The organism is Brucella sp. MAB-22, from assembly GCF_025908475.1.
In the GTDB taxonomy this organism is placed as follows: domain Bacteria; phylum Pseudomonadota; class Alphaproteobacteria; order Rhizobiales; family Rhizobiaceae; genus Brucella; species Brucella anthropi.
In genome coordinates, this window is record NZ_CP109781.1 from 361,653 (window position 1) to 379,329 (window position 17,677).

Here is a 17,677-nt window from a genome sequence, read left to right on the forward strand (position 1 = left end):
ACCCGTTTCGTCAATGCAAGGCGGCAGAAATGAAGGACCAAGCGAAGAACCGTTCGTCCGTCGACAAATTATTCGGCTCGCTGATCGCGGAAGGGTACGTTTATGCAGATGATGCCGCGGACCTCGATGATGGTGCCGACATACGGATTCGTTTGGGCTTTCTCCAGACATTGATGTTGGCGACCAGAAGCAAGGTGGCCGCATAATGCGGAAAGGGGTCAAGTGTTCGGATAAAGTCGAGCTTCGCCATCTCCGCTATTTCGTGGCTGTGGTCGAGCATGGCAGCTTTCGCAAAGCAGGAGCTGCGGTTGGACGGTCGCAAGCTGCAATCAGTCGGTCCATTGCCAAGCTGGAAGACGAGATTGGCGCCTCCTTGTTTCACCGGCATACATGGGGCGTATCGCAAACCTATGCCGGCCAGCGATTCCTCGTACACGCCCGCAGGGTCATCAGGACTGTTGGAGAAGGCGCTCGAGAGGTTGCCTCCGCAGGTCGTTCTGAAAAGGGACGTGTCCGGATCGGTATTTATTCCTCGATCGCTTCCGGCTTTTTGGCGGAGTTGCTGGAAGTTTACGGCAGGCGACATAGCGCGGTGAGAATCGAAGTGGCTGACGGGAACCCCGCAGAGCATGTCGCAGCGATCCGGCAACTCAATCTCGACGTCGCCTTCATCACTGGAACACGAGACTGGCCGGATTGCGAACGCGTCCTCTTGTGGTCGGAGCGTGTGTTCGTGGTCTTGCCTGACCATCATGCCTTAGCCAACAGGGAGGAAGTCGTATGGCGCGATCTGGCCGACGAGTCCTTTATCGTCAGCGAGACTGCTCCGGGACAGGAAATTTACGATCATCTGGTGCGGCGGCTGGCGGATCTCGGCAGGCATCCCGAGATCCAGGTGCAATATGTCGGTCGGGATAATCTGGTGCCGCTTGTCGCCCTCGGCCGAGGGCTGACTTTGGTGAGCGAAGCCATCACCGTCGCACAATTTCCGGGTGTGGTTTACCGACCGATCCTCGGCGAGGTTCTGCCCTTTTCGGCCGTCTGGTCGGCGAGCAACGACAATCCCGCCTTCCGTCGCTTTCTCAGTCTGGCGAAAGCAATGGCCGTCAGACCTGCGACTTCGGAGACAGGACGGAGCGCCGTGCTTTCGTGAACCCCCTGTCAGTGGCGATAAAGCGCTCCAACATTGGCACGATCAGCCTGACAGGATCAGCGGCGGGTTGGCCGGTCTCGCGGGCCAGCACCTCGGCATAGGTCGCAAGATCGCGATGAAGCGGCCCCGGCAGCTCTACCGTAACCTTGACGGGCTTGTCCTCGACGATGGGACCGAGTTTCAGTTTTGTCATGCTCAACCTCCTGCGGGCTCGAATACCAGGTCGCGGGTCACAATAATCCTGACCGGAAAGCCGGGCCGGATGGTGAGCGTCGGCGCGACCTGCAATTGGCGCTGGACGATCTGCTGCCCGGCCTGATTGACGGTATCCTGTGCGCCGTCGCGAATGGCGCGGATCAACCGGTCCTCGTCGCTGGTCGCCAGCTCTGTACCGACCGCGAGCAGTGTGGAAAGCCCTGCCGCTTTCATCAGATCCCACCAGTGATAATCGACGCCATCCTCAAGCCCGGCGTAACCGGAAGCGTCCGCGCCCGGCAGGCGCTCCAGAACGATGGAGCGGCCGCCCGGCAGGATCAGGCGATTCCACACCAGCAGGACGCGGCGCTGGCCGAAGGTCACGCCGTCATCATATTGGCCGATGATGCGCGTTCCCTGCGGGATCAGAAGCAGCGAGCCGGTCGGGCTGTCATAGACGTTTTCGGTGACCTGCGCGGTGATCTGGCCCGGCAGATCGGAGCGGATTCCGGTGATGAGTGCGGCCGGAATGACGGCTCCAGCCTGAAGGATGTAGGGCGATGCCGGCGGCGTGACGCGATCTGGCGCAACCGTCTGTCGGTCGACCGGGCTATTGAGGAAAGCCGCGTGCCTGTTCTGCCCTGTGCCGTCCGGCTGCAAGCCTATCCCGGCTATTCCTGGCATGGCCGTTCCCGCTGTCCCGCCAGAACGCGACCCGGACTGGAAGAACACGTTGCTCAAGCGCGCGGCCTCTTCCTCGGCGCGGCGGCGCTCCTCTTCGGGATCGACGGCTGGTGTGGTGATTGCCGGAGGCGCGACTGGCTGCCCCCGGTTCTGCGCGTCGAGGATCGGACGGCCAAGGTCGCCCGGCAATGCCGGTCCCAGGACGGGGCCGGTATAGTCGCGCGGCAGACCGGCGAGGCCGTCAGCCGTGGGTCGGTTTTCGGTCGAATAGAGTTCGCCGCCACCCGGCCCCGCATCGCGGGTCTGGAGCGCATAGATCAAGGTTCCGGCGATGCCGAGAAGCGCGACCGCGCCAACGCTTGCCAGCAACTTTCGGGACAGGCGGGTGACACGAGGCGGCTCGGCGCGCAGGCGCATGGGGGCGGCGGTATCGGTATCGCTCATGACGACGATCCTCCCGTGGTCGTGCTGGCTGGTTCTGCTGCGGCCTGCGTCGGGTTGATGCGGACGATCCTGACCACTTGCTGCCGATCGCCGCTGCCAAGGCGCAGTTCGGCCGCACCGAACAGGCGGTCCACGATCAGGACATTCTGGTGGACACGGCTGTTGACGATCTGCGTTTCTCCGTCCGACCCGATGACGAACAAAGGCGGCATTTCGCCCTGCACGATGCCGCGCGAGAAAATGACATAGACGCGGCGGCCATCGTCGAAGACGGAGAGCGGCCGCCATGGCGGGCTGTCGCCCCGCACCTGCAATCCGTAGCGATAGTTCCGCGCCGCCTCGGCGGGGATGATGGGCGCGGCGGGCGTGGTGGCACGGCTTCCCGCCGGCGCCGAGGGATAGGCCCATGCGACGGAAGGCATGTAGAGCGATTCCCGCGCGCGCAGCTCGATCATGTAGGTGCGCCGGTCGGTGGTCACGACAAGGTTGGTGGAAATGTCCGGGCGTGTCGGCTTCACGAGGATGTGGACGCGGCGGTTCGCGCCCGAACCGGATTCGGTGTCGCCAATGATCCATCGTGTCGTATCCCCGGCCGCAATAGGTCCCGCGCCGGTCAGGCTTTCGCCCGGCGCCAGCGCGATATTTGTGATCTGGCCGGGGGCCGCATAGACCTGATAGAGCGCGCCTTCGCTCCACGGATAAATCTGGATGGCGTTGTAATAGCCCTCACGGCGAGGTTCGACACGGGCGGCGGCATTGGCGTTTTCGACACGGCCGTCCGGAGTGCTGGCAGCAGTTCCGCCCCGCGCGACCGTCCAGGCCGGCGGCGTGTGAAGCGGCCGGGGCCGGTCGTCGGTGGCGACCGTCTGCACGGTGGGCAGCGGCGGCACGTCGGCGTCATAGTTGAATTGCGGCGTCCGGTTGGTCGCGCAGCCGGCCAACATGGTCGCGGAAAGCAGCAAAGCCGCGAAAGCGGGTTTACGGAAAACCGGAAAACCGGCTCTACGGAAAGTCGTGCGGGTCATTGGCTCATCTCCCGCGACCATGAAATTGCGTTGATGTAGATTCCCAGCGGATTGGCGCGTAATCGTTCGGCATCGCGCGGGGGCTGGATCACGACAGTCAGGATCGCGGTCCATCGCTCGGTCGTGGAAAGCTGGCCGTTCTCGAAATGGCGTTCGGTCCAGGCGACGCGGAAACTGTCCGGCGAAGCCCGGATGACGCTCGACACCTCGACGGCGATCTGCTGGCGGCCGACCTTGGTGAAGGGATCGTTGGCCCGCGCATAATCGTTCAAGGCCGCCGCGCCCCGGTCGGTGGTGAACTCGTAAGCCCGAAGCCAGTTCTGCCGGACGATGATCGCGTCCGCCGGGATCGCGCGGACCTGCTCGATGAAGCGGCCGAGATGGAAGGCGATCTGCGGATCGGTCGGGCGATAATCGGCGTTCGCGGGCGCGACAGCCTGCGCCTGACCGAGATTGTCCACCTGCACCACCCAGGGCACGACGGTTCCACGCGCCGATTGCCAGACGAGCGCGGCGGCAAAGCCGGCCGAGAGGATCAGACAGCCGAACGCCATATAGCGCCAGTTCTTCGCCTGCACGCGGGCCGAGCCGATGCGTTCGTCCCAGACCTGTGCGGCTTTTTGATAGGGAGTCTCGGGTTCCGGCACCTTGCCGTAATGGGTCGTCGGTCGTTTGAAGATGTTCATGTGCGGTCACTTTCGGAAAGGCTGACGGAGGAGCCGCCGCCGTGGCTGTCGCCGGATCGGACAGCATGAGCAGCAGCCGTGACGCCGTGGCTCATGGCCCGGCCACGCCGCATCTGCTGCGCCCAGGCCGGCGGCCCATCAGGGGTTGAGGGGGTTGACGGCGCAGGCGACGAATCTCTGCCGACGGTGCCCATGGTCGACGTGCCGCCGGATGCCGCGAATCCGGCTTTCGCACCATCGGAATAGCTGGATTTCAGGCTGTCGCTGGCGCGGGAGGCGGCGCGCTTGAGTGGTGAAACGGCGGCGGAGGCTCCGGCGCGCGCCACACCGCCAAGGCCGGAGGCGACCCCGGCCGTGCCGGACCCGCCCAAGGAGCCGAGGGTATAGGCGGACGAAGCCGCACCGGCGGCCGAGGCACCGCCGCGGGCAAGTGCTGCCCCGCCCGAGAGTGCGGCTGCGCCACCCCGCGCCGCGAGCATGGTCGCGCCACCGGCTGCGATCGCAGCGCCGCCAACCGCAAGGCCAGTCCCGACGGCGGCGCCGGCACTGAGTTGCGGGCCTCCGGAGACGAGGCCGGTGGCGATGCCGGGGCCGAAGATGCCGAGGCCGAGAAGGGAAAGGGCTGCCAGCACGATCGCCATGGCGTCGTCGATTGTCGGGGTCGCACCGCCGAAGCCTGCGGTAAACTGGCCGAAGAGCGTGGAGCCGATGCCGATGATGACGGCGAGGACCAGCACCTTGATACCGCTGGAGATCACATTGCCCAGCACCCGCTCGGCCATGAAGGCGGTCTTGCCGAACAGGCCGAATGGAATCAGCACGAAGCCGGCCAGCGTGGTCAGCTTGAACTCGATCAGCGTGACGAAAAGCTGGATTGCCAGGATGAAAAAGGCCAGCACCACCAGCGCCCAGGCGAACAACAGGCACGCGATCTGGATGAAGTTCTCGAAGAAGGCGATCCAGCCCATCAGGTCCGAAATAGATTCCAGCAGCGGGCGACCGGCGTCCAGCCCGGTTTGGGCAACGCGGCCGGGGCGCAGCAGATCGGCAACCGAGAAGCCAGTGCCGGACGCCATGAGCCCGAGCCCGGCGAAGCTCTCGAAGACGATCCGTGCGAGATTGTTCCAGTTGCTGATGAGATAGGCGAAGACGCCGACGAACAGCGTCTTTTTCACCAACCGCGCAATGATGTCGCCGTCGGCGCCCCAGGCCCAGAACAGTGCGGCGAGCGTCACGTCGATGACGATCAGCGTCGTGGCGATAAACGCCACCTCGCCGCCGAGCAGGCCGAAGCCGGAGTCGATATAGCTGGTGAAGATGCCGAGAAAATTATCGATGACCCCCGTTCCGCCCATGGCTCACGGTCTCCCGTTCTGTGCGGGGGTCGCTGGCGCGGGTGTCTTGCCGAGGAAGCGATCGCGGGTCTCGGCCCAGGTTCGGAGGCAGTCGGCATCATTGGCCGCCGCCTCGCCCAATGCCTGGCAACGCCGCTGTTCCAGACGCAGCGGATCGGTGGCGGGCTGAAGCGCTGGGACGGAAGGTGCTGGCGCGGGGCCTTCCTCACGCGACATCTCGATGATCGCCGCCGTGATGGCCACGGCCACGAACACAATGGCCGCGATCCGGGCCAGCACCTTCCCCTCCATACTCCGCCTCCTTTCCTCAGTTGAACATTCGCGCGTTGCCGGGCTGATAGCCTGACCCCGGCGTCAGGAAACGCTCGCGCTGAATGCGTCCCTGTTCGGCTGCCGTGGCGCGTTCGGCCTCGGTCAAGGCATTCGCCCGGCCATTGGCCGAGATGACAGCGATCAGGTCCGAAAGCTGCTGCGACTGGAGGGCGAGAAGCTGGTTGCCAGCCTGGGTCGCCTGAAGCGCGCCGGTCGCCCCCTGGCTTTGGCCGACAAGCTCCGACATTTGCGTGCGATTGCTGTCGATATTGCCGACGACGCCGGCCTGGACGCGCATGGCGTCCTGCAGGCCGCCGACGGTGTTTTCCCAGCGCGAGCGCGCATCGGCGATCATCTGGGTGTCGGTCGCGGTCAAAGACAGCTTGCCGTAGTCCTGCTGGAACATCTGATCGATGTTCTGAACGTCGAACGCAATGTTCTGGGCCTGCCCGAGAAGCTGCTGGGTCCGCTGGACGTTCTGCTGAAGCGCCTGAAGCGAGCTGTGAGGCAGGCTCGCGAGATTGCGGGCCTGGTTGATCAGCATCTGCGCCTCGTTCTGAAGCGAGGTGATCTGGTTGTTGATCTGCTCCAGCGTACGGGCGGCGGTCAGCAGATTCTCCGCGTGGTTGGTCGGATCATAGACGATCCGGCCGAACCCGCCGAAGAAGGCATGGGCCGGGGTGATGAAGTCCGGCGCGAGCGCCAGCGGCGCGGCAAGCGAAAGGGCGAGCGCCGAAGCGCTGGCCATGCGGGAAATCCGGGTCTTTGTGCGCGTCATGGGGTACTTTCCTCTTCTTCCAGGGTGAGCTCGAACGCGTCCTCATCGAAAATGACGGACGGCAGATCCTCGCTTTCGGTCGCGAGATTGCTGAGGTCCGGGATCAGTTCTGCGGCCCATTCGACGCCACGCGCCTTGAGCCAGGCGGCGAGGAACCCGTCGCGGCCATGCTCGGTGAGGATTTCGCTGATCAGGGCCTGATCGGATTTGGCCGATGCGGCGCAAAGCGCCAGCCCGACTTCCGACAATCCGAGGTCAAACAGGCGGTTGCCGCGCCGCGACTGGCAGTAGTAGTCCCGCTTGGGCGTGGCCCGTGCGAGGATCTCGATCTGCCTGTCATTGAGGCCGAAACGGCGATAGATCGCGGTGATCTGGGGTTCGATGGCGCGCTCGTTGGGCAGCAACAGCCGCGTTGGGCAGCTTTCGATGATCGCCGGCGCGATGGCTGAATTGTCGATGTCGGACAGTGACTGCGTGGCGAAGATGACGCTGGCGTTCTTCTTTCGCAGGGTTTTGAGCCATTCCCTGAGTTGGTCCGCGAAGCCTTCGTCGTCGAGCGCCAGCCAGCCCTCGTCGATGATCAGCAGCGTGGGCCACCCGTCTAGCCGGTCGCCGATGCGGTGGAAGAGATAAGAGAGGACCGCGGGCGCCGCGCCGGTCCCGACAAGGCCCTCGATTTCGAATGCCTGCACGTCTGCTGAACCAAGATGTTCGGTCTCCGCATCGAGCAGCCGGCCATAGGGACCACCGACGCAATAGGCGCGGAGCGCCTGTTTCAGATCATTCGACTGGAGCAGCACGGCGAGGCCGGTGATGGTGCGTTCCCCGACCGGGGCGGAGGCGAGCGAGGTCAGGGCCGTCCAGATGTGCTCCTTCACCTCCGGGGTGATCTGGATGTTCTCGCGCGTCAGGATCGCCACGATCCAGTCGGCGGCCCAGGCGCGTTCGGCCGTCTCGTGAATGCGCGCCAGAGGTTGCAGCGAGACGGATGTTTCGGAAGCGTCGGTCAGCTCGCCACCAAGATCGTGCCAGTCACCTTGCATCGCGAGGGCGCAGGCCCGGATCGAGCCGCCGAAATCGAAGGCAAAGACCTGTGAGCGCGCGTAGCGCCGGAACTGCAAGGCCATTAGCGCCAGCAGCACCGATTTGCCGGCACCCGTCGGCCCGACGACAAGCGTATGGCCGACATCGCCGACATGGAGGGAAAACCGGAACGGGGTCGATCCTTCGGTCCTGCCATACAGCAGCGGGGGCGCGCCGAAGTGATCGTCCCGTTCCGGTCCCGCCCACACGGCGGACGAAGGGACCATGTGGGCAAGGTTGAGCGTCGAGACCGGCGGTTGCCGGACATTCGCATAGGCATGTCCGGGCAAGCTGCCGAGCCAGGCGTCGACGGCGTTGACCGTTTCGACCATGACGCTGAAATCGCGGGACTGGATGATCTTCTCGACCAGCCGCAGCTTTTCGTCGGCGCGGCGGGCGTCCTCGTCCCAAACGGTGACGGTCGCCGTGACATAGGCCATGCCCGCCATGTCGGCGCCAAGTTCCTGCAGGGCCATGTCGGCATCGGCCGCCTTGTTGGCGGCGTCGGTGTCGACGAGCGCGGATTGCTCGTTGGTCATCACCTCTTTCAGGATGGCGGCAATCGACTTGCGCTTGGCGAACCACTGGCGCCTGATCTTCGTCAGCAGCCGGGTCGCATCGGTCTTGTCCATGAGGATGGCGCGGGTCGACCAGCGATAGGGAAAGGCCAACCGGTTCATTTCGTCGAGCAGGCCGGGGGTGGTGGTTGCCGGAAAGCCGGTGATCGTCAGCACCCGGAGATGCTGATTGCCCAGGCGCGGCTCCAGCCCGCCGGTCAGCGGCTGATCGGCCAGCAGCGCATCGAGATAGGTCGGGGTTTCGGGCACGCGGACGCGATGCCGGTTGATCGAAATCGTCGAATGCAGGTAAGTCAGCGTCCCGGCGTCATCGAGCCAGCGGCATTCCGGCATAAAACCGTCGAGCAGCGCCAGCACGCGGTCGGTGCGGTCGGCAAAGCCGCGCACCAGTTCCCAAGGGTTCACGCTCGACGTTTCGCGGCCCTCGTAAAGCCAGGACTCGGAGCGGGCGGCATCCTCGGCGGGCGGAAGCCAGAGGAAGGTCAGGAAATAGCCAGAGACGAAATGGCTGCCTTTCTCCTCGAAATCGGCCTTGCGCTCGGCATCGACCAGCGCCGATGCGGGATCGGGGAAGCGGCTCGCCGGATAGGTGGCGGCTTCCGACCGCTGTGCTTCGACGAAGATCGCCCAGCCGGAGCCGAGGCGACGGAAGGCATTGTTAAGGCGGCCAGCGACCGCGACCAGCTCGGCCGCGACGGCGGAATCCAGATCGGGACCGCGAAACTTCGCGGTGCGCTGGAACGAGCCGTCCTTGTTGAGGACAACGCCGAAGCCGACCAGCGCTACCCAGGGAAGGTAATCGGCGAGGCGGGATGCGGTACGGCGGTATTCGGCGAGATTCATCATGGGCTTCCTCACACCGAAAGATGACCGGGGATGCGGAGGTGGCGGCGCGCGACCTCGACGAAGAGCGGATCGCGCTTGGCGGCCCAGACGGCGGCGATGTGACCGACGGCCCAGATCAGGATGCCGGCCAGCCAGAGCTGGAGGCCGAGGCCCACGGCTCCGGCCAGCGTGCCATTGAGGATCGCGACGGAGCGTGGCGCTCCGCCAAGCAGGATCGGTTCGGTCAGGGCGCGGTGAACCGGCACACTGAATCCCGGAACCGCGTCGAGCGCCTCGAAACTCACCGCCATCAGACCAGCGCTCCGCCGCCGAAGCTGAAGAACGAGAGGAAGAAGCTGGACGCCGCGAAGGCGATGGAGATACCGAAGACGATCTGGATGAGGCGACGGAAGCCGCCGCCGGTATCGCCGAATGCGAGCGTCAGGCCGGTGACGATGATGATGATCACTGCCACGATCTTGGCCACCGGGCCTTCGACGGATTCAAGGATGGATTGCAGCGGCGCTTCCCAGGGCATGGAGGAGCCAGACGCTTGGGCGGGGGCAGTCATCAGGCTCGCCCAGGTGAAGGCGGCGGCGGTCGCCAGATGATGACGGATACGAACGGCGCAACGGATCATGCAGGTTCTCCTGGAACGTGAGGGATTGAGGTGTCGGGAAAAGCGAGGGAAATCCGGTAATCGCCGTCGGGGCCGAGCCCTTCGACGCAGGCAAGTTCGGCCAGCCGGCGCGCGGAGCCGCGGCCAGCGAGGACGGCCACGAGGTCGATGGTCTCCGCGATCATCGCGCGCGGCACAGTGACGACGGCTTCCTGGATGAGTTGTTCGAGGCGGCGCAGGGCGCCGATGCCGGAACCAGCATGGATGGTGCCGATGCCGCCCGGATGGCCGGTGCCCCAGGCTTTGAGGAGATCGAGCGCCTCGGCGCCGCGCACCTCACCGATCGGAATGCGGTCCGGACGCAGGCGCAGCGAAGACCGCACCAGTTCCGACAAGGTGGCGACACCATCCTTGGTGCGCATCGCCACGAGATTCGACGCTGCGCATTGCAGTTCGCGGGTGTCCTCGATGATGACGACCCGATCCTGCGTCTTCGCCACCTCGGCGAGCAGCGCATTGGTCAGCGTCGTTTTACCGGTGGACGTGCCGCCTGCGACAAGGATGTTGGCGCGGGACGCGACGGCCGCGCGGAGCGTTTCCGCCTGATCGGCGGACATGATGCCGGCGGCCACATAGTCGTCTAGCGTGAATACTGCGACCGCGGGCTTGCGGATGGCGAAGGCGGGTGCGGACACGACCGGCGGCAGCAACCCCTCGAAGCGCTCGCCGGTTTCGGGCAGTTCGGCCGAGACGCGCGGGCTGCGCGCATGGACTTCGACGCCGACATGGTGGGCGACCAGCCGCACGATGCGCTCACCGTCAGCGGCGGACAGTATTTCGCCCGTATCGGCCAACCCTTCGGACAGCCGGTCCACCCAGATGCGTCCGTCCGGGTTCAGCATGACCTCGACGACAGACGGGTCTTGCAGCAGGGTTGAGATGGCAGGCCCGAGCGCTGTCCGGAGCATGCGCGCGCCGCGGTCCACATTTGCCTGTTTGTGGTTGATGCCTGGCATCTCGTCCCCGTTCCACCGGGGAGGCGAGAGACGATCCCCGGATGGGGATCACTAAAAGAGACACAAAACAGGTCGTTTCAACAAGTTTCGGTCGTCGTAGTAGTGTGGGATAAAATTACAGGAGAACGGCGGTGTGCCTGACCAGTCGGATGATCTGCAGGCACACCGGCATGCTCTCGACTGATTCGACCGGCCCGTGGCGTCAGGCCGCCTCGCCGGGACCGAGCCGACGTTCGCCCCAGGTGGTCCGCTCTCGGAAATCATGTCGCAAGTGGCTTAGCACTTGCGATAAAGTCTTGTGAAACGAATAGCCGCGACTTTCCGGGTGCAGCCGATCTATTGCGGGTTTCAGGAATTGCGCGAGATTGAGGCGCGCGCGCTCCATCTATAAGCAATAATTTCAACAAAACATGAAACGTTGAAATGATATGGACGAAAACGACGCGCTCGCGGGCTTCGCCGCGCTCTCTCACAAGGACCGCTTGCGGATAATCCGCATGTTGGTCGTCGCGGGGGCTGACGGCATGGCCGCTGGTGCCATCGCCGGCGCGCTCGATGATGCGCCGCCGTCGCGCGTCTCCTTCCATCTCAAGGAACTGGAGCGTGCCGGACTCGTGCAGGGGCGGCGAGATGGCAAGTCGATCATCTACAGCGCCAACTGGCCGGCGCTCTCCGATCTCGTCGCCTTCCTCATGCACGACTGCTGCCAAGGTCACTGCAAATATTGCGATCAAGCGATTGCCCTGTTCGCGAAATGCGAGGGCCGCCCAACCGGTACGATCCGCTGCGAATAGGACTGCCGATGCAGAAAGCCCTCGCCTTTGTTGAAAACAATCTCCTGCTGCTGGCCGTTGTAACGGCCGCGCTTGGCCTGCTCGTCCCTTCGCTCGGCATGGTCCTTGAAAGCGGCATAAGCCCGCTTCTGGCATTGCTGATGCTGGTCATCAGCCTGACATTCGACGCTCACGCCGTGAAGCTGGTTTTCCGGAAGCCGAGCCGGCAGCTTTGGGCGCTTGGCCTCGTCTATGGTCCCATGTCGCTCGCCGGATGGCTCACCGGGCGGCTGTTCTTCGGCTCTGGGCCGCTGGCCGCCGGTCAAACCCTTGTCGGCACTCTGCCGACTGACGTTTCCGCTCCGTTGCTGGTCCTGCTCGCACGCGGCAATGTCGCCCTCGCGGCGGTCCTCAATGCGGTCAACACAGTGCTTTCGCCCTTCATCGTGCCGATCCTGTTCCTGCTTCTCACCGGAATCGAGCTGCAAGTTCCCATCGGGGCGATCATCATGGAATTAGTGCTGATCGTGGTGCTGCCGACCGTGATCGGGGTCTACCTACGCACGCGATACCCGGAAGCGGTCGGCCGACACGATGGCCTCTATCCCTCTCTTGGTTCGGTGCTCTACCTGCTCCTGCTTCTGGCGGTCGTGGGTCCAAACGCCGAAACAATCCTCGGCTATGGCTGGTTCGCCCTCCTAATCGCGCTGGCCGCGCTCACGCTGAACCTGATCGGCTATGCGGTCGGGTCCATCGCAAAAGTCTTTGTGGCCGACCGGCAAGAGCTGATCGCCTACCTGTTCACGGTGAGCAAAAAGGAGTTCTCCATTGCGGCGGCGTTCGTAGCGGCGTCCGGGTTGCCCTCGGAAATCGCCGTGCCTGCCGCCTTCTTCGCTGTGATCCAGATGATTACGTCACCGATCGCCGCAAAGATTTTGGCATCGAGAGGCCCGGCGCTGCGGTGAGCAGTCATTAGGTTCTGGCTGGCAGCGGAGACAGGCTCTCTATTATCCTACAATCTGCGACCAGCCCGCATCCACACTGGTCTATCATCCTGTCCAGTTCCGACTTGAGCGCAGTTAGGTCTTCGATTTTTCGCTCGACTTCCTTCCGGTGCTCCTTTGCAATCGCATCAATCGCCGCGCAGGACTGCGAACGATCGTCGGCCAGCTTGAGAAACTCCCTGATCTGATCGAGCGAGAAACCAAGCTCGCGCGCACGCCTGATGAAGCTGAGGCGGTTGAGGTGGCCCGGCTCATATGCACGGTAGTTGCCATCGGTACGCGAGGGTGCGGGCAGGAGACCGTTCTTCTCGTAGAACCGGATCGTCTCGACCTTGGTCCCCGTTCGTCTAGCCAATTGGCCGATCATCAGAATTCTGTCGTTCATCTCTTGACCCTATAGTTACTACAGGGTCTATCTACAATGTCACATCGGGAAAGTCGAGGTGACATCATGGCGGCAGCGAGCCCTTACAGACTGCGTGTAGAAGGCATGGACTGCGCCTCCTGCGCGTTGAAAATTGAAACGGTGATGCAACGCCTGCCGGGCGTTAGCGACATTCATGTCAGCTACGCCAACGAGACGCTCGCATTGCAACTGGATGAGGACCGTACGGCTCTCGGCACCATTGAGCAAAAGATCCGAGCGCTCGGCTACACACCAGTGATCGAGCAGACCGAGGCAAAGGCGAGCCCACCTCGGAAACGCAGCACGGAGGCGTGGTGGAAAGGCAGCAAGGGTCGGCTTGTGCTCCTTACCGGCGCGTTGTTCATCCTTGCCTTCGCCCTCGCGCGTGTCCTGCCCGAATCGGAGCAATGGCTATACTCGGGCGCTGCATTGATCAGCATCATCCCGTTCGCGAGGCGGGCGGTCGCCGGCGCGATGTCCGGCTCCCCCTTCACCATCGAGACGCTGATGACGGTCGCGGCACTCGGCGCGGTCGCCATCGGCGAGGCCGAAGAAGCTGCTGTCGTGATCTTTCTGTTCGCAGTGGGCGAATTGCTTGAAACCGTGGCGGCCGGCCGTGCGCGCGCTGGCATTGAAGCACTGATCGATCTCGTGCCTCGGGCCGCGTTCCGCGAGCGTGATGGTGTTGTTGAGAAGGTCGCCGCAGAAGATCTGGCCGTCGGTGATGTTGTCGTTGTTCGGCCTGGTGACCGTGTGCCGTCTGACGGCACGGTGATTGACGGCGTTTCTGAGGTCGATGAGGCCCCGGTGACAGGCGAATCCGTGCCCGTGCTGAAAGAAGCCGGCGCAAACGTCTATGCCGGCAGCATCAATGCAAATGGCGAGTTGCGGGTGTCGATCAGCCATGTCGCGGCCGACAACACCATCGCCCGTATCATCCACATGGTCGAGGAAGCCCAGGAATCAAAGGCCCCGACGGCGCGTATGATCGACCGTTTCAGCCGCTGGTACACGCCGGGCGCGATGGTCGTCGCGGCTCTGATCGTTGTCGTGCCGCCGCTCGCCTTCGGCGGTGACTGGATGACATGGGTGTATCGGGGTCTCGCGACGTTGCTGATTGCTTGTCCCTGCGCGCTCGTGATTTCCACACCGGCGGCTATTGCTTCGGGTCTTGCCGCCGGTGCGCGTCAGGGACTGTTGATCAAGGGCGGCGCGACGCTGGAAACACTTGGCAAGGTCGTAACCGTTGCCTTCGACAAGACGGGAACGCTGACGCGTGGCCACCCCCAGGTGACGGACATTGTGCCGATCAATGGTGATGAGAACTCCGTCCTTGCCATCGCGGCGGCCGTCGAGCGCAGCACCAGCCATCCTCTCGGGATTGCAATCGTGGAGGCGGCAAAGGTGCGGGGGCTCGAACTGCCCGCCACCTTCGGGGGCGGCGTTGCCACACCCGGCAAAGCGGTCACAGCGCGGTTGAAGGACGGCTTCGCTTCGGTCGGGTCTCCCCGTCACGCCGCCGAACAAACGGGCCTCGAAGAGAGCATCGTTGACACGATCACCGGGCTGGAGAGCCAGGGCAAGACGGTCGTCGTGCTCATCAAGGGCAAGACCATCGAGGGATTGATCGCCTTGCGCGACGAGCCGCGCGACGACGCTATCGAAGGTGTGAAGCGGCTGACAGATCGCGGCGTGCGCCCTCTGATGCTGACCGGCGACAACAAGCGCACGGCCGACGCCATTGCGGCTCATCTCGGCCTTGAGGCGAGCGCCGAACTTCTGCCCGACGCCAAGCTCGCCGAGATCGGCCGCCTCAGGGCTGATGGACCGATTGCCATGGTGGGAGACGGTATCAACGACGCTCCGGCGCTCGCTGCTGCCTCCGTTGGCGTTGCCATGGGTGCGGGCACCGACGTCGCGCTGGAAACCGCTGATGCCGCGCTGCTCAGAAACCGGGTGACGGGTATCGCTGATCTCATCGGATTGTCGCAGGCGACGCTCGGCAATATCTGGCAGAACATCGCAATAGCGCTTGGTCTGAAGGCTGTCTTCCTCGTGACGACTCTATTCGGCATTACCACGCTCTGGATGGCCATCCTCGCCGATACGGGCGCTACTGTCCTCGTTACGGCCAATGCGCTGCGCCTGCTGACCTGGCGCGGCACCCGCGACAAATGAGCTTGAACAGTGCGCACATGCAGGTCGCGGCTTCCACTTCTCGCCAAGAAAGCCGAGGTATAATTTATGAGTAATCAGTCCCAGGGCAGTGCCAATTCATCCGAGAAGAGCGAACAATGGGCGCTCGCATGGGTACTTGCGATTAATACTGCCCAGGCAGCCATTGTGGGAGGATTAGGTTGGTGGGCTCAGTCAACAGGATTGATGGGCTCTGCACTCGATAATCTTGGCGATGCCGGTGTCTACGCCATCAGCCTTTTCGTCGTAGGTCGCGGTTTGGCGGCGAAGGTTCGCGTTGCGCGGCTGTCGGGTATGCTCCTGATAGTATTCGCCGGTTTGCTTCTGTTTGAGGTTGGCCGACGCTTCTTCACTGGCTCCGATCCGATCGGGCCGGTCATGATCGCCGTGGCAATCGCGAGCGCGCTTACGAATATGATCTGCATGTGGTTCCTGAAATCACATCGGGAAAGTGGCGTGCATCTGCAAGCCTCATGGATATTCACGACAAACGATATGCTCGTGAACTCGGCGATCGCTGTTTCTGGTCTTGCAGTAATTCTTTTCAATTCGCCTTATCCGGATCTGATCATTGGCTTGGGTGTGGTTGTAGTCGTTGTCAGAAGCGGCTTCGAAATCCTTGAGAAGGCCGGCGAAGCTGGAAAAGGAGAAAAGGAACATGACTAGTTTGCGAGCCCTATCCGCCGCCTTCCTTGCCCTTGCAGTGTCGATCTCTCCTGCTGTGGGTCACGACTTCCAAGCTGGTTCGATCACCATCAATCACCCGTGGTCACGCGCGACTCCGCCGGTCACGCCGGTAGCCGGCGGCTATCTGACGCTGACAAACGATGGCGATATGGCCGATCGCCTGGTTTCAATCTCATCACCTCTGTCAGACCGGGTGGAAATCCATGAGTCGACCGTGAGCGATGGGGTTGCCAGCATGAGGCCTGTGCAAAATGGCATCGAAATTGGAGCTGGCGAGACCGTCGAGCTTCAACCTGGCGGTATGCACATCATGTTCTTGAAGCCATCGCGCCCTTTGAAGGATGGGGAGCGGTTTGCCGCGACTCTTGTGTTCGAGCAGGCCGCTGCGATCGACGTTGAGTTCGTTGTGCAGAACATGGGCGCTCGTCCGGAATCTGCGAACGAACATGACGGACACGGAGAGGCTGTCCAATGAGCGGCGTCAAACTTTTCCGCCTTGTTGCATGGGTTGCCGTCGCCGCTGTCGGCGGGCTTTTCATCGGCCTGTCCGTATCCAAGCCTTGGCAACAGCAAACCGTGGCGGTCGCGTCCTCGACAGGCACGGCAGCCATCGGCGGCCCGTTCCAGCTCACATCCCATCGAGGCGAAACGATCGACAATGCTGCGCTGGCCGGAAAGCCTTATCTCGCCTTCTTCGGCTTCACCCATTGTCCCGATGTGTGCCCGACGACGCTCTATGAACTGAGCGATCTCATGAACGAGCTCGGGCCGGTGGCCGACCAGTTCAACGTCCTGTTCTTCACCGTCGATCCCGAACGGGACACACAAGAATTGCTGGCTCAGTACATGACAGCCTTTGATAACCGCATCCTCGCACTGCGGGGAAATCGACAGGAAACGGACGCTGTGGTGAAGGCCTTTGCGGCCTATGCGCGAAAAGTGCCTCTGGAAGGGGGCGAATACACAATGGATCATACCGCCGGCGTTTACCTAATGGATGCCGAGAGCCAATTCGTCGGCACGCTCGACATGCACGAGCCGCGTGAGATTCGATTGCAGAAGCTCCGCCGCCTGGCGGGCGAGATTGGCTGATGGAGTTCTCCAGTATCGGAATAGCGACGGCTTTCGCCGCAGGTGTCGTATCCTTCCTGTCGCCCTGCGTCCTTCCGCTGGTGCCGGGCTATATCTCCTACGTCGCAGGCCGCACGATTAGCCCGGATGGCACTGCGGCCGATGCCGAATTCAAGGCGGCAAGCCGAACTCTCGGCCTCAGCCTCTGCTTCGTGCTCGGCTTTACGACCGTGTTCGTCCTCCTTGGGGCCAGCGCAACCGTGTTGAGCCGGCTCCTGCGCATGTATCTTTTCGAAGCGAACCTGATCGGAGGCGTAATCGTCGTCCTCTTCGGTCTGTTCACGACAGGCCTCGTACCAATGCCCTGGCTCAATCGTGAAGCGCGGTTCCATGCCAATCCGGGCAGCGGAAGCGCCGGCGCGGCTTATCTCCTCGGTCTCGCTTTCGCGTTCGGCTGGACTCCCTGCATCGGACCAGTGCTGGGCGCGATTCTGACCCTGTCCGCCGCCAACGCCACGGTCGCAAGCGGAACGACGCTGCTCGCCGTCTACTCGCTCGGCCTTGGCCTCCCTTTCATCTTGGCCGCTTTGTTCATGCGCGGGTTCATGGCGCGGATGATGTCGATGCGCCGTACTGGCCGGGTGCTCAAAATCGTCGCTGGTGGGGTGATGGTGGTGATGGGCATCGCCATGATCACCGGCCATCTAACCAGCTTTGCGATATGGCTGCTCCAGACTTTCCCGGCCCTCGGCCGGATCGGCTAAGCCGGAGTTTAAAGGACATTTGG

Annotated in this window: 21 protein-coding genes; 9 read left to right on the forward strand and 12 right to left on the reverse strand. The window is 63.2% G+C overall.

Features of this window, described 5'->3' with window-relative positions; all coding sequences use genetic code 11:
* Nucleotides 1-29: 29 nt before the first annotated feature.
* Nucleotides 30-206 (forward strand): hypothetical protein, encoded by a 177-nt coding sequence (locus OHI65_RS01610; RefSeq protein WP_012092667.1) that lies wholly within the window; start codon nucleotides 30-32, stop codon nucleotides 204-206.
* Entirely contained in the window at nucleotides 206-1,153 is a 948-nt protein-coding gene (locus OHI65_RS01615; RefSeq protein ID WP_012092666.1) for a LysR family transcriptional regulator, read from the forward strand. The genes OHI65_RS01610 and OHI65_RS01615 overlap by 1 nt, the downstream gene beginning before the upstream one ends.
* Here OHI65_RS01615 and OHI65_RS01620 read toward each other — a convergent pair.
* Genes OHI65_RS01620 through trbB form a run of 11 tightly spaced genes read right to left on the reverse strand, consistent with a single transcriptional unit; the run spans nucleotide 1,107 to nucleotide 10,753 of the window.
* Entirely contained in the window at nucleotides 1,107-1,346 is a 240-nt protein-coding gene (locus OHI65_RS01620; protein ID WP_012092665.1) for a DUF2274 domain-containing protein, read from the reverse strand. The two genes, OHI65_RS01615 and OHI65_RS01620, sit on opposite strands and share 47 nt — an antisense overlap.
* A gap of 2 nt (nucleotides 1,347-1,348) precedes the next feature.
* The gene (locus tag OHI65_RS01625; RefSeq protein WP_012092664.1) at nucleotides 1,349-2,476 is read right to left on the reverse strand and encodes a TrbI/VirB10 family protein; all 1,128 of its coding nucleotides are present in this window, start codon (nucleotides 2,474-2,476) and stop codon (nucleotides 1,349-1,351) included.
* Nucleotides 2,473-3,501: a P-type conjugative transfer protein TrbG gene (trbG, locus tag OHI65_RS01630; RefSeq protein WP_264358720.1), complete on the reverse strand. Its 1,029-nt coding sequence runs from the start codon at nucleotides 3,499-3,501 to the stop codon at nucleotides 2,473-2,475. The genes OHI65_RS01625 and trbG overlap by 4 nt, the downstream gene beginning before the upstream one ends.
* Nucleotides 3,498-4,187, reverse strand: a complete 690-nt coding sequence (gene trbF / locus OHI65_RS01635; protein ID WP_012092662.1) for a conjugal transfer protein TrbF — start codon at nucleotides 4,185-4,187, stop codon at nucleotides 3,498-3,500. The genes trbG and trbF overlap by 4 nt, the downstream gene beginning before the upstream one ends.
* Nucleotides 4,184-5,542: a P-type conjugative transfer protein TrbL gene (gene trbL / locus OHI65_RS01640; RefSeq protein WP_012092661.1), complete on the reverse strand. Its 1,359-nt coding sequence runs from the start codon at nucleotides 5,540-5,542 to the stop codon at nucleotides 4,184-4,186. The genes trbF and trbL overlap by 4 nt, the downstream gene beginning before the upstream one ends.
* A gap of 3 nt (nucleotides 5,543-5,545) precedes the next feature.
* Nucleotides 5,546-5,833 (reverse strand): putative entry exclusion protein TrbK-alt, encoded by a 288-nt coding sequence (gene trbK-alt / locus OHI65_RS01645; RefSeq protein WP_012092660.1) that lies wholly within the window; start codon nucleotides 5,831-5,833, stop codon nucleotides 5,546-5,548.
* Nucleotides 5,834-5,849: 16 nt separating this feature from the next.
* Nucleotides 5,850-6,632 (reverse strand): P-type conjugative transfer protein TrbJ, encoded by a 783-nt coding sequence (trbJ, locus tag OHI65_RS01650; RefSeq protein WP_012092659.1) that lies wholly within the window; start codon nucleotides 6,630-6,632, stop codon nucleotides 5,850-5,852.
* The gene (trbE, locus tag OHI65_RS01655; RefSeq protein ID WP_012092658.1) at nucleotides 6,629-9,139 is read right to left on the reverse strand and encodes a conjugal transfer protein TrbE; all 2,511 of its coding nucleotides are present in this window, start codon (nucleotides 9,137-9,139) and stop codon (nucleotides 6,629-6,631) included. The genes trbJ and trbE overlap by 4 nt, the downstream gene beginning before the upstream one ends.
* Nucleotides 9,140-9,147: 8 nt before the next feature.
* A complete protein-coding gene (locus OHI65_RS01660) occupies nucleotides 9,148-9,429 on the reverse strand; it encodes a VirB3 family type IV secretion system protein (protein WP_012092657.1) in 282 nt (93 codons plus the stop codon).
* Nucleotides 9,429-9,758: a TrbC/VirB2 family protein gene (locus OHI65_RS01665; protein WP_012092656.1), complete on the reverse strand. Its 330-nt coding sequence runs from the start codon at nucleotides 9,756-9,758 to the stop codon at nucleotides 9,429-9,431. Before OHI65_RS01665 ends, OHI65_RS01660 begins: the two co-directional genes overlap by 1 nt.
* Entirely contained in the window at nucleotides 9,755-10,753 is a 999-nt protein-coding gene (gene trbB / locus OHI65_RS01670; protein ID WP_012092655.1) for a P-type conjugative transfer ATPase TrbB, read from the reverse strand. The genes OHI65_RS01665 and trbB overlap by 4 nt, the downstream gene beginning before the upstream one ends.
* Nucleotides 10,754-11,181: 428 nt before the next feature.
* Here trbB and OHI65_RS01675 point away from each other — a divergent pair, with 428 nt between their 5' ends.
* Together OHI65_RS01675 and OHI65_RS01680 are read left to right on the forward strand one after the other, a co-directional pair.
* A complete protein-coding gene (locus OHI65_RS01675; RefSeq protein WP_012092654.1) occupies nucleotides 11,182-11,547 on the forward strand; it encodes an ArsR/SmtB family transcription factor in 366 nt (121 codons plus the stop codon).
* A gap of 8 nt (nucleotides 11,548-11,555) precedes the next feature.
* Nucleotides 11,556-12,491, forward strand: coding sequence for a bile acid:sodium symporter family protein (locus OHI65_RS01680; protein WP_012092653.1), 936 nt, complete (start codon nucleotides 11,556-11,558; stop codon nucleotides 12,489-12,491).
* Nucleotides 12,492-12,498: 7 nt separating this feature from the next.
* Here the strand turns inward: OHI65_RS01680 and OHI65_RS01685 are convergent, their stop codons facing one another.
* Nucleotides 12,499-12,915: a MerR family transcriptional regulator gene (locus OHI65_RS01685; protein WP_012092652.1), complete on the reverse strand. Its 417-nt coding sequence runs from the start codon at nucleotides 12,913-12,915 to the stop codon at nucleotides 12,499-12,501.
* Between the two features lie 66 nt (nucleotides 12,916-12,981).
* Here OHI65_RS01685 and OHI65_RS01690 point away from each other — a divergent pair, with 66 nt between their 5' ends.
* From OHI65_RS01690 to OHI65_RS01710, 5 genes are all read left to right on the forward strand, one after another.
* Nucleotides 12,982-15,114 (forward strand): heavy metal translocating P-type ATPase, encoded by a 2,133-nt coding sequence (locus OHI65_RS01690; protein WP_028034401.1) that lies wholly within the window; start codon nucleotides 12,982-12,984, stop codon nucleotides 15,112-15,114.
* Between the two features lie 66 nt (nucleotides 15,115-15,180).
* Complete coding sequence (locus tag OHI65_RS01695; protein ID WP_012092650.1) at nucleotides 15,181-15,798, forward strand: cation transporter; 618 nt, start codon at nucleotides 15,181-15,183, stop codon at nucleotides 15,796-15,798.
* The gene (locus tag OHI65_RS01700) at nucleotides 15,791-16,294 is read left to right on the forward strand and encodes a copper chaperone PCu(A)C (RefSeq protein ID WP_012092649.1); all 504 of its coding nucleotides are present in this window, start codon (nucleotides 15,791-15,793) and stop codon (nucleotides 16,292-16,294) included. Before OHI65_RS01695 ends, OHI65_RS01700 begins: the two co-directional genes overlap by 8 nt.
* Entirely contained in the window at nucleotides 16,291-16,911 is a 621-nt protein-coding gene (locus tag OHI65_RS01705) for an SCO family protein (protein ID WP_012092648.1), read from the forward strand. Before OHI65_RS01700 ends, OHI65_RS01705 begins: the two co-directional genes overlap by 4 nt.
* Nucleotides 16,911-17,654 (forward strand): cytochrome c biogenesis CcdA family protein, encoded by a 744-nt coding sequence (locus tag OHI65_RS01710; protein ID WP_012092647.1) that lies wholly within the window; start codon nucleotides 16,911-16,913, stop codon nucleotides 17,652-17,654. The genes OHI65_RS01705 and OHI65_RS01710 overlap by 1 nt, the downstream gene beginning before the upstream one ends.
* The last annotated feature ends 23 nt before the right edge of the window (nucleotides 17,655-17,677 follow it).

Coding starts and splice junctions, on each gene's coding strand:
- OHI65_RS01610 (WP_012092667.1), top strand. CDS start 30: ATGAAGGACCAAGCGAAGAACCGTTCGTCCGTCGACAAATTATTCGGC.
- OHI65_RS01615 (WP_012092666.1), top strand. CDS start 206: ATGCGGAAAGGGGTCAAGTGTTCGGATAAAGTCGAGCTTCGCCATCTC.
- OHI65_RS01620 (WP_012092665.1), bottom strand. CDS start 1,346: ATGACAAAACTGAAACTCGGTCCCATCGTCGAGGACAAGCCCGTCAAG.
- OHI65_RS01625 (WP_012092664.1), bottom strand. CDS start 2,476: ATGAGCGATACCGATACCGCCGCCCCCATGCGCCTGCGCGCCGAGCCG.
- trbG (WP_264358720.1), bottom strand. CDS start 3,501: ATGACCCGCACGACTTTCCGTAGAGCCGGTTTTCCGGTTTTCCGTAAA.
- trbF (WP_012092662.1), bottom strand. CDS start 4,187: ATGAACATCTTCAAACGACCGACGACCCATTACGGCAAGGTGCCGGAA.
- trbL (WP_012092661.1), bottom strand. CDS start 5,542: ATGGGCGGAACGGGGGTCATCGATAATTTTCTCGGCATCTTCACCAGC.
- trbK-alt (WP_012092660.1), bottom strand. CDS start 5,833: ATGGAGGGGAAGGTGCTGGCCCGGATCGCGGCCATTGTGTTCGTGGCC.
- trbJ (WP_012092659.1), bottom strand. CDS start 6,632: ATGACGCGCACAAAGACCCGGATTTCCCGCATGGCCAGCGCTTCGGCG.
- trbE (WP_012092658.1), bottom strand. CDS start 9,139: ATGATGAATCTCGCCGAATACCGCCGTACCGCATCCCGCCTCGCCGAT.
- OHI65_RS01660 (WP_012092657.1), bottom strand. CDS start 9,429: ATGGCGGTGAGTTTCGAGGCGCTCGACGCGGTTCCGGGATTCAGTGTG.
- OHI65_RS01665 (WP_012092656.1), bottom strand. CDS start 9,758: ATGATCCGTTGCGCCGTTCGTATCCGTCATCATCTGGCGACCGCCGCC.
- trbB (WP_012092655.1), bottom strand. CDS start 10,753: ATGCCAGGCATCAACCACAAACAGGCAAATGTGGACCGCGGCGCGCGC.
- OHI65_RS01675 (WP_012092654.1), top strand. CDS start 11,182: ATGGACGAAAACGACGCGCTCGCGGGCTTCGCCGCGCTCTCTCACAAG.
- OHI65_RS01680 (WP_012092653.1), top strand. CDS start 11,556: ATGCAGAAAGCCCTCGCCTTTGTTGAAAACAATCTCCTGCTGCTGGCC.
- OHI65_RS01685 (WP_012092652.1), bottom strand. CDS start 12,915: ATGAACGACAGAATTCTGATGATCGGCCAATTGGCTAGACGAACGGGG.
- OHI65_RS01690 (WP_028034401.1), top strand. CDS start 12,982: ATGGCGGCAGCGAGCCCTTACAGACTGCGTGTAGAAGGCATGGACTGC.
- OHI65_RS01695 (WP_012092650.1), top strand. CDS start 15,181: ATGAGTAATCAGTCCCAGGGCAGTGCCAATTCATCCGAGAAGAGCGAA.
- OHI65_RS01700 (WP_012092649.1), top strand. CDS start 15,791: ATGACTAGTTTGCGAGCCCTATCCGCCGCCTTCCTTGCCCTTGCAGTG.
- OHI65_RS01705 (WP_012092648.1), top strand. CDS start 16,291: ATGAGCGGCGTCAAACTTTTCCGCCTTGTTGCATGGGTTGCCGTCGCC.
- OHI65_RS01710 (WP_012092647.1), top strand. CDS start 16,911: ATGGAGTTCTCCAGTATCGGAATAGCGACGGCTTTCGCCGCAGGTGTC.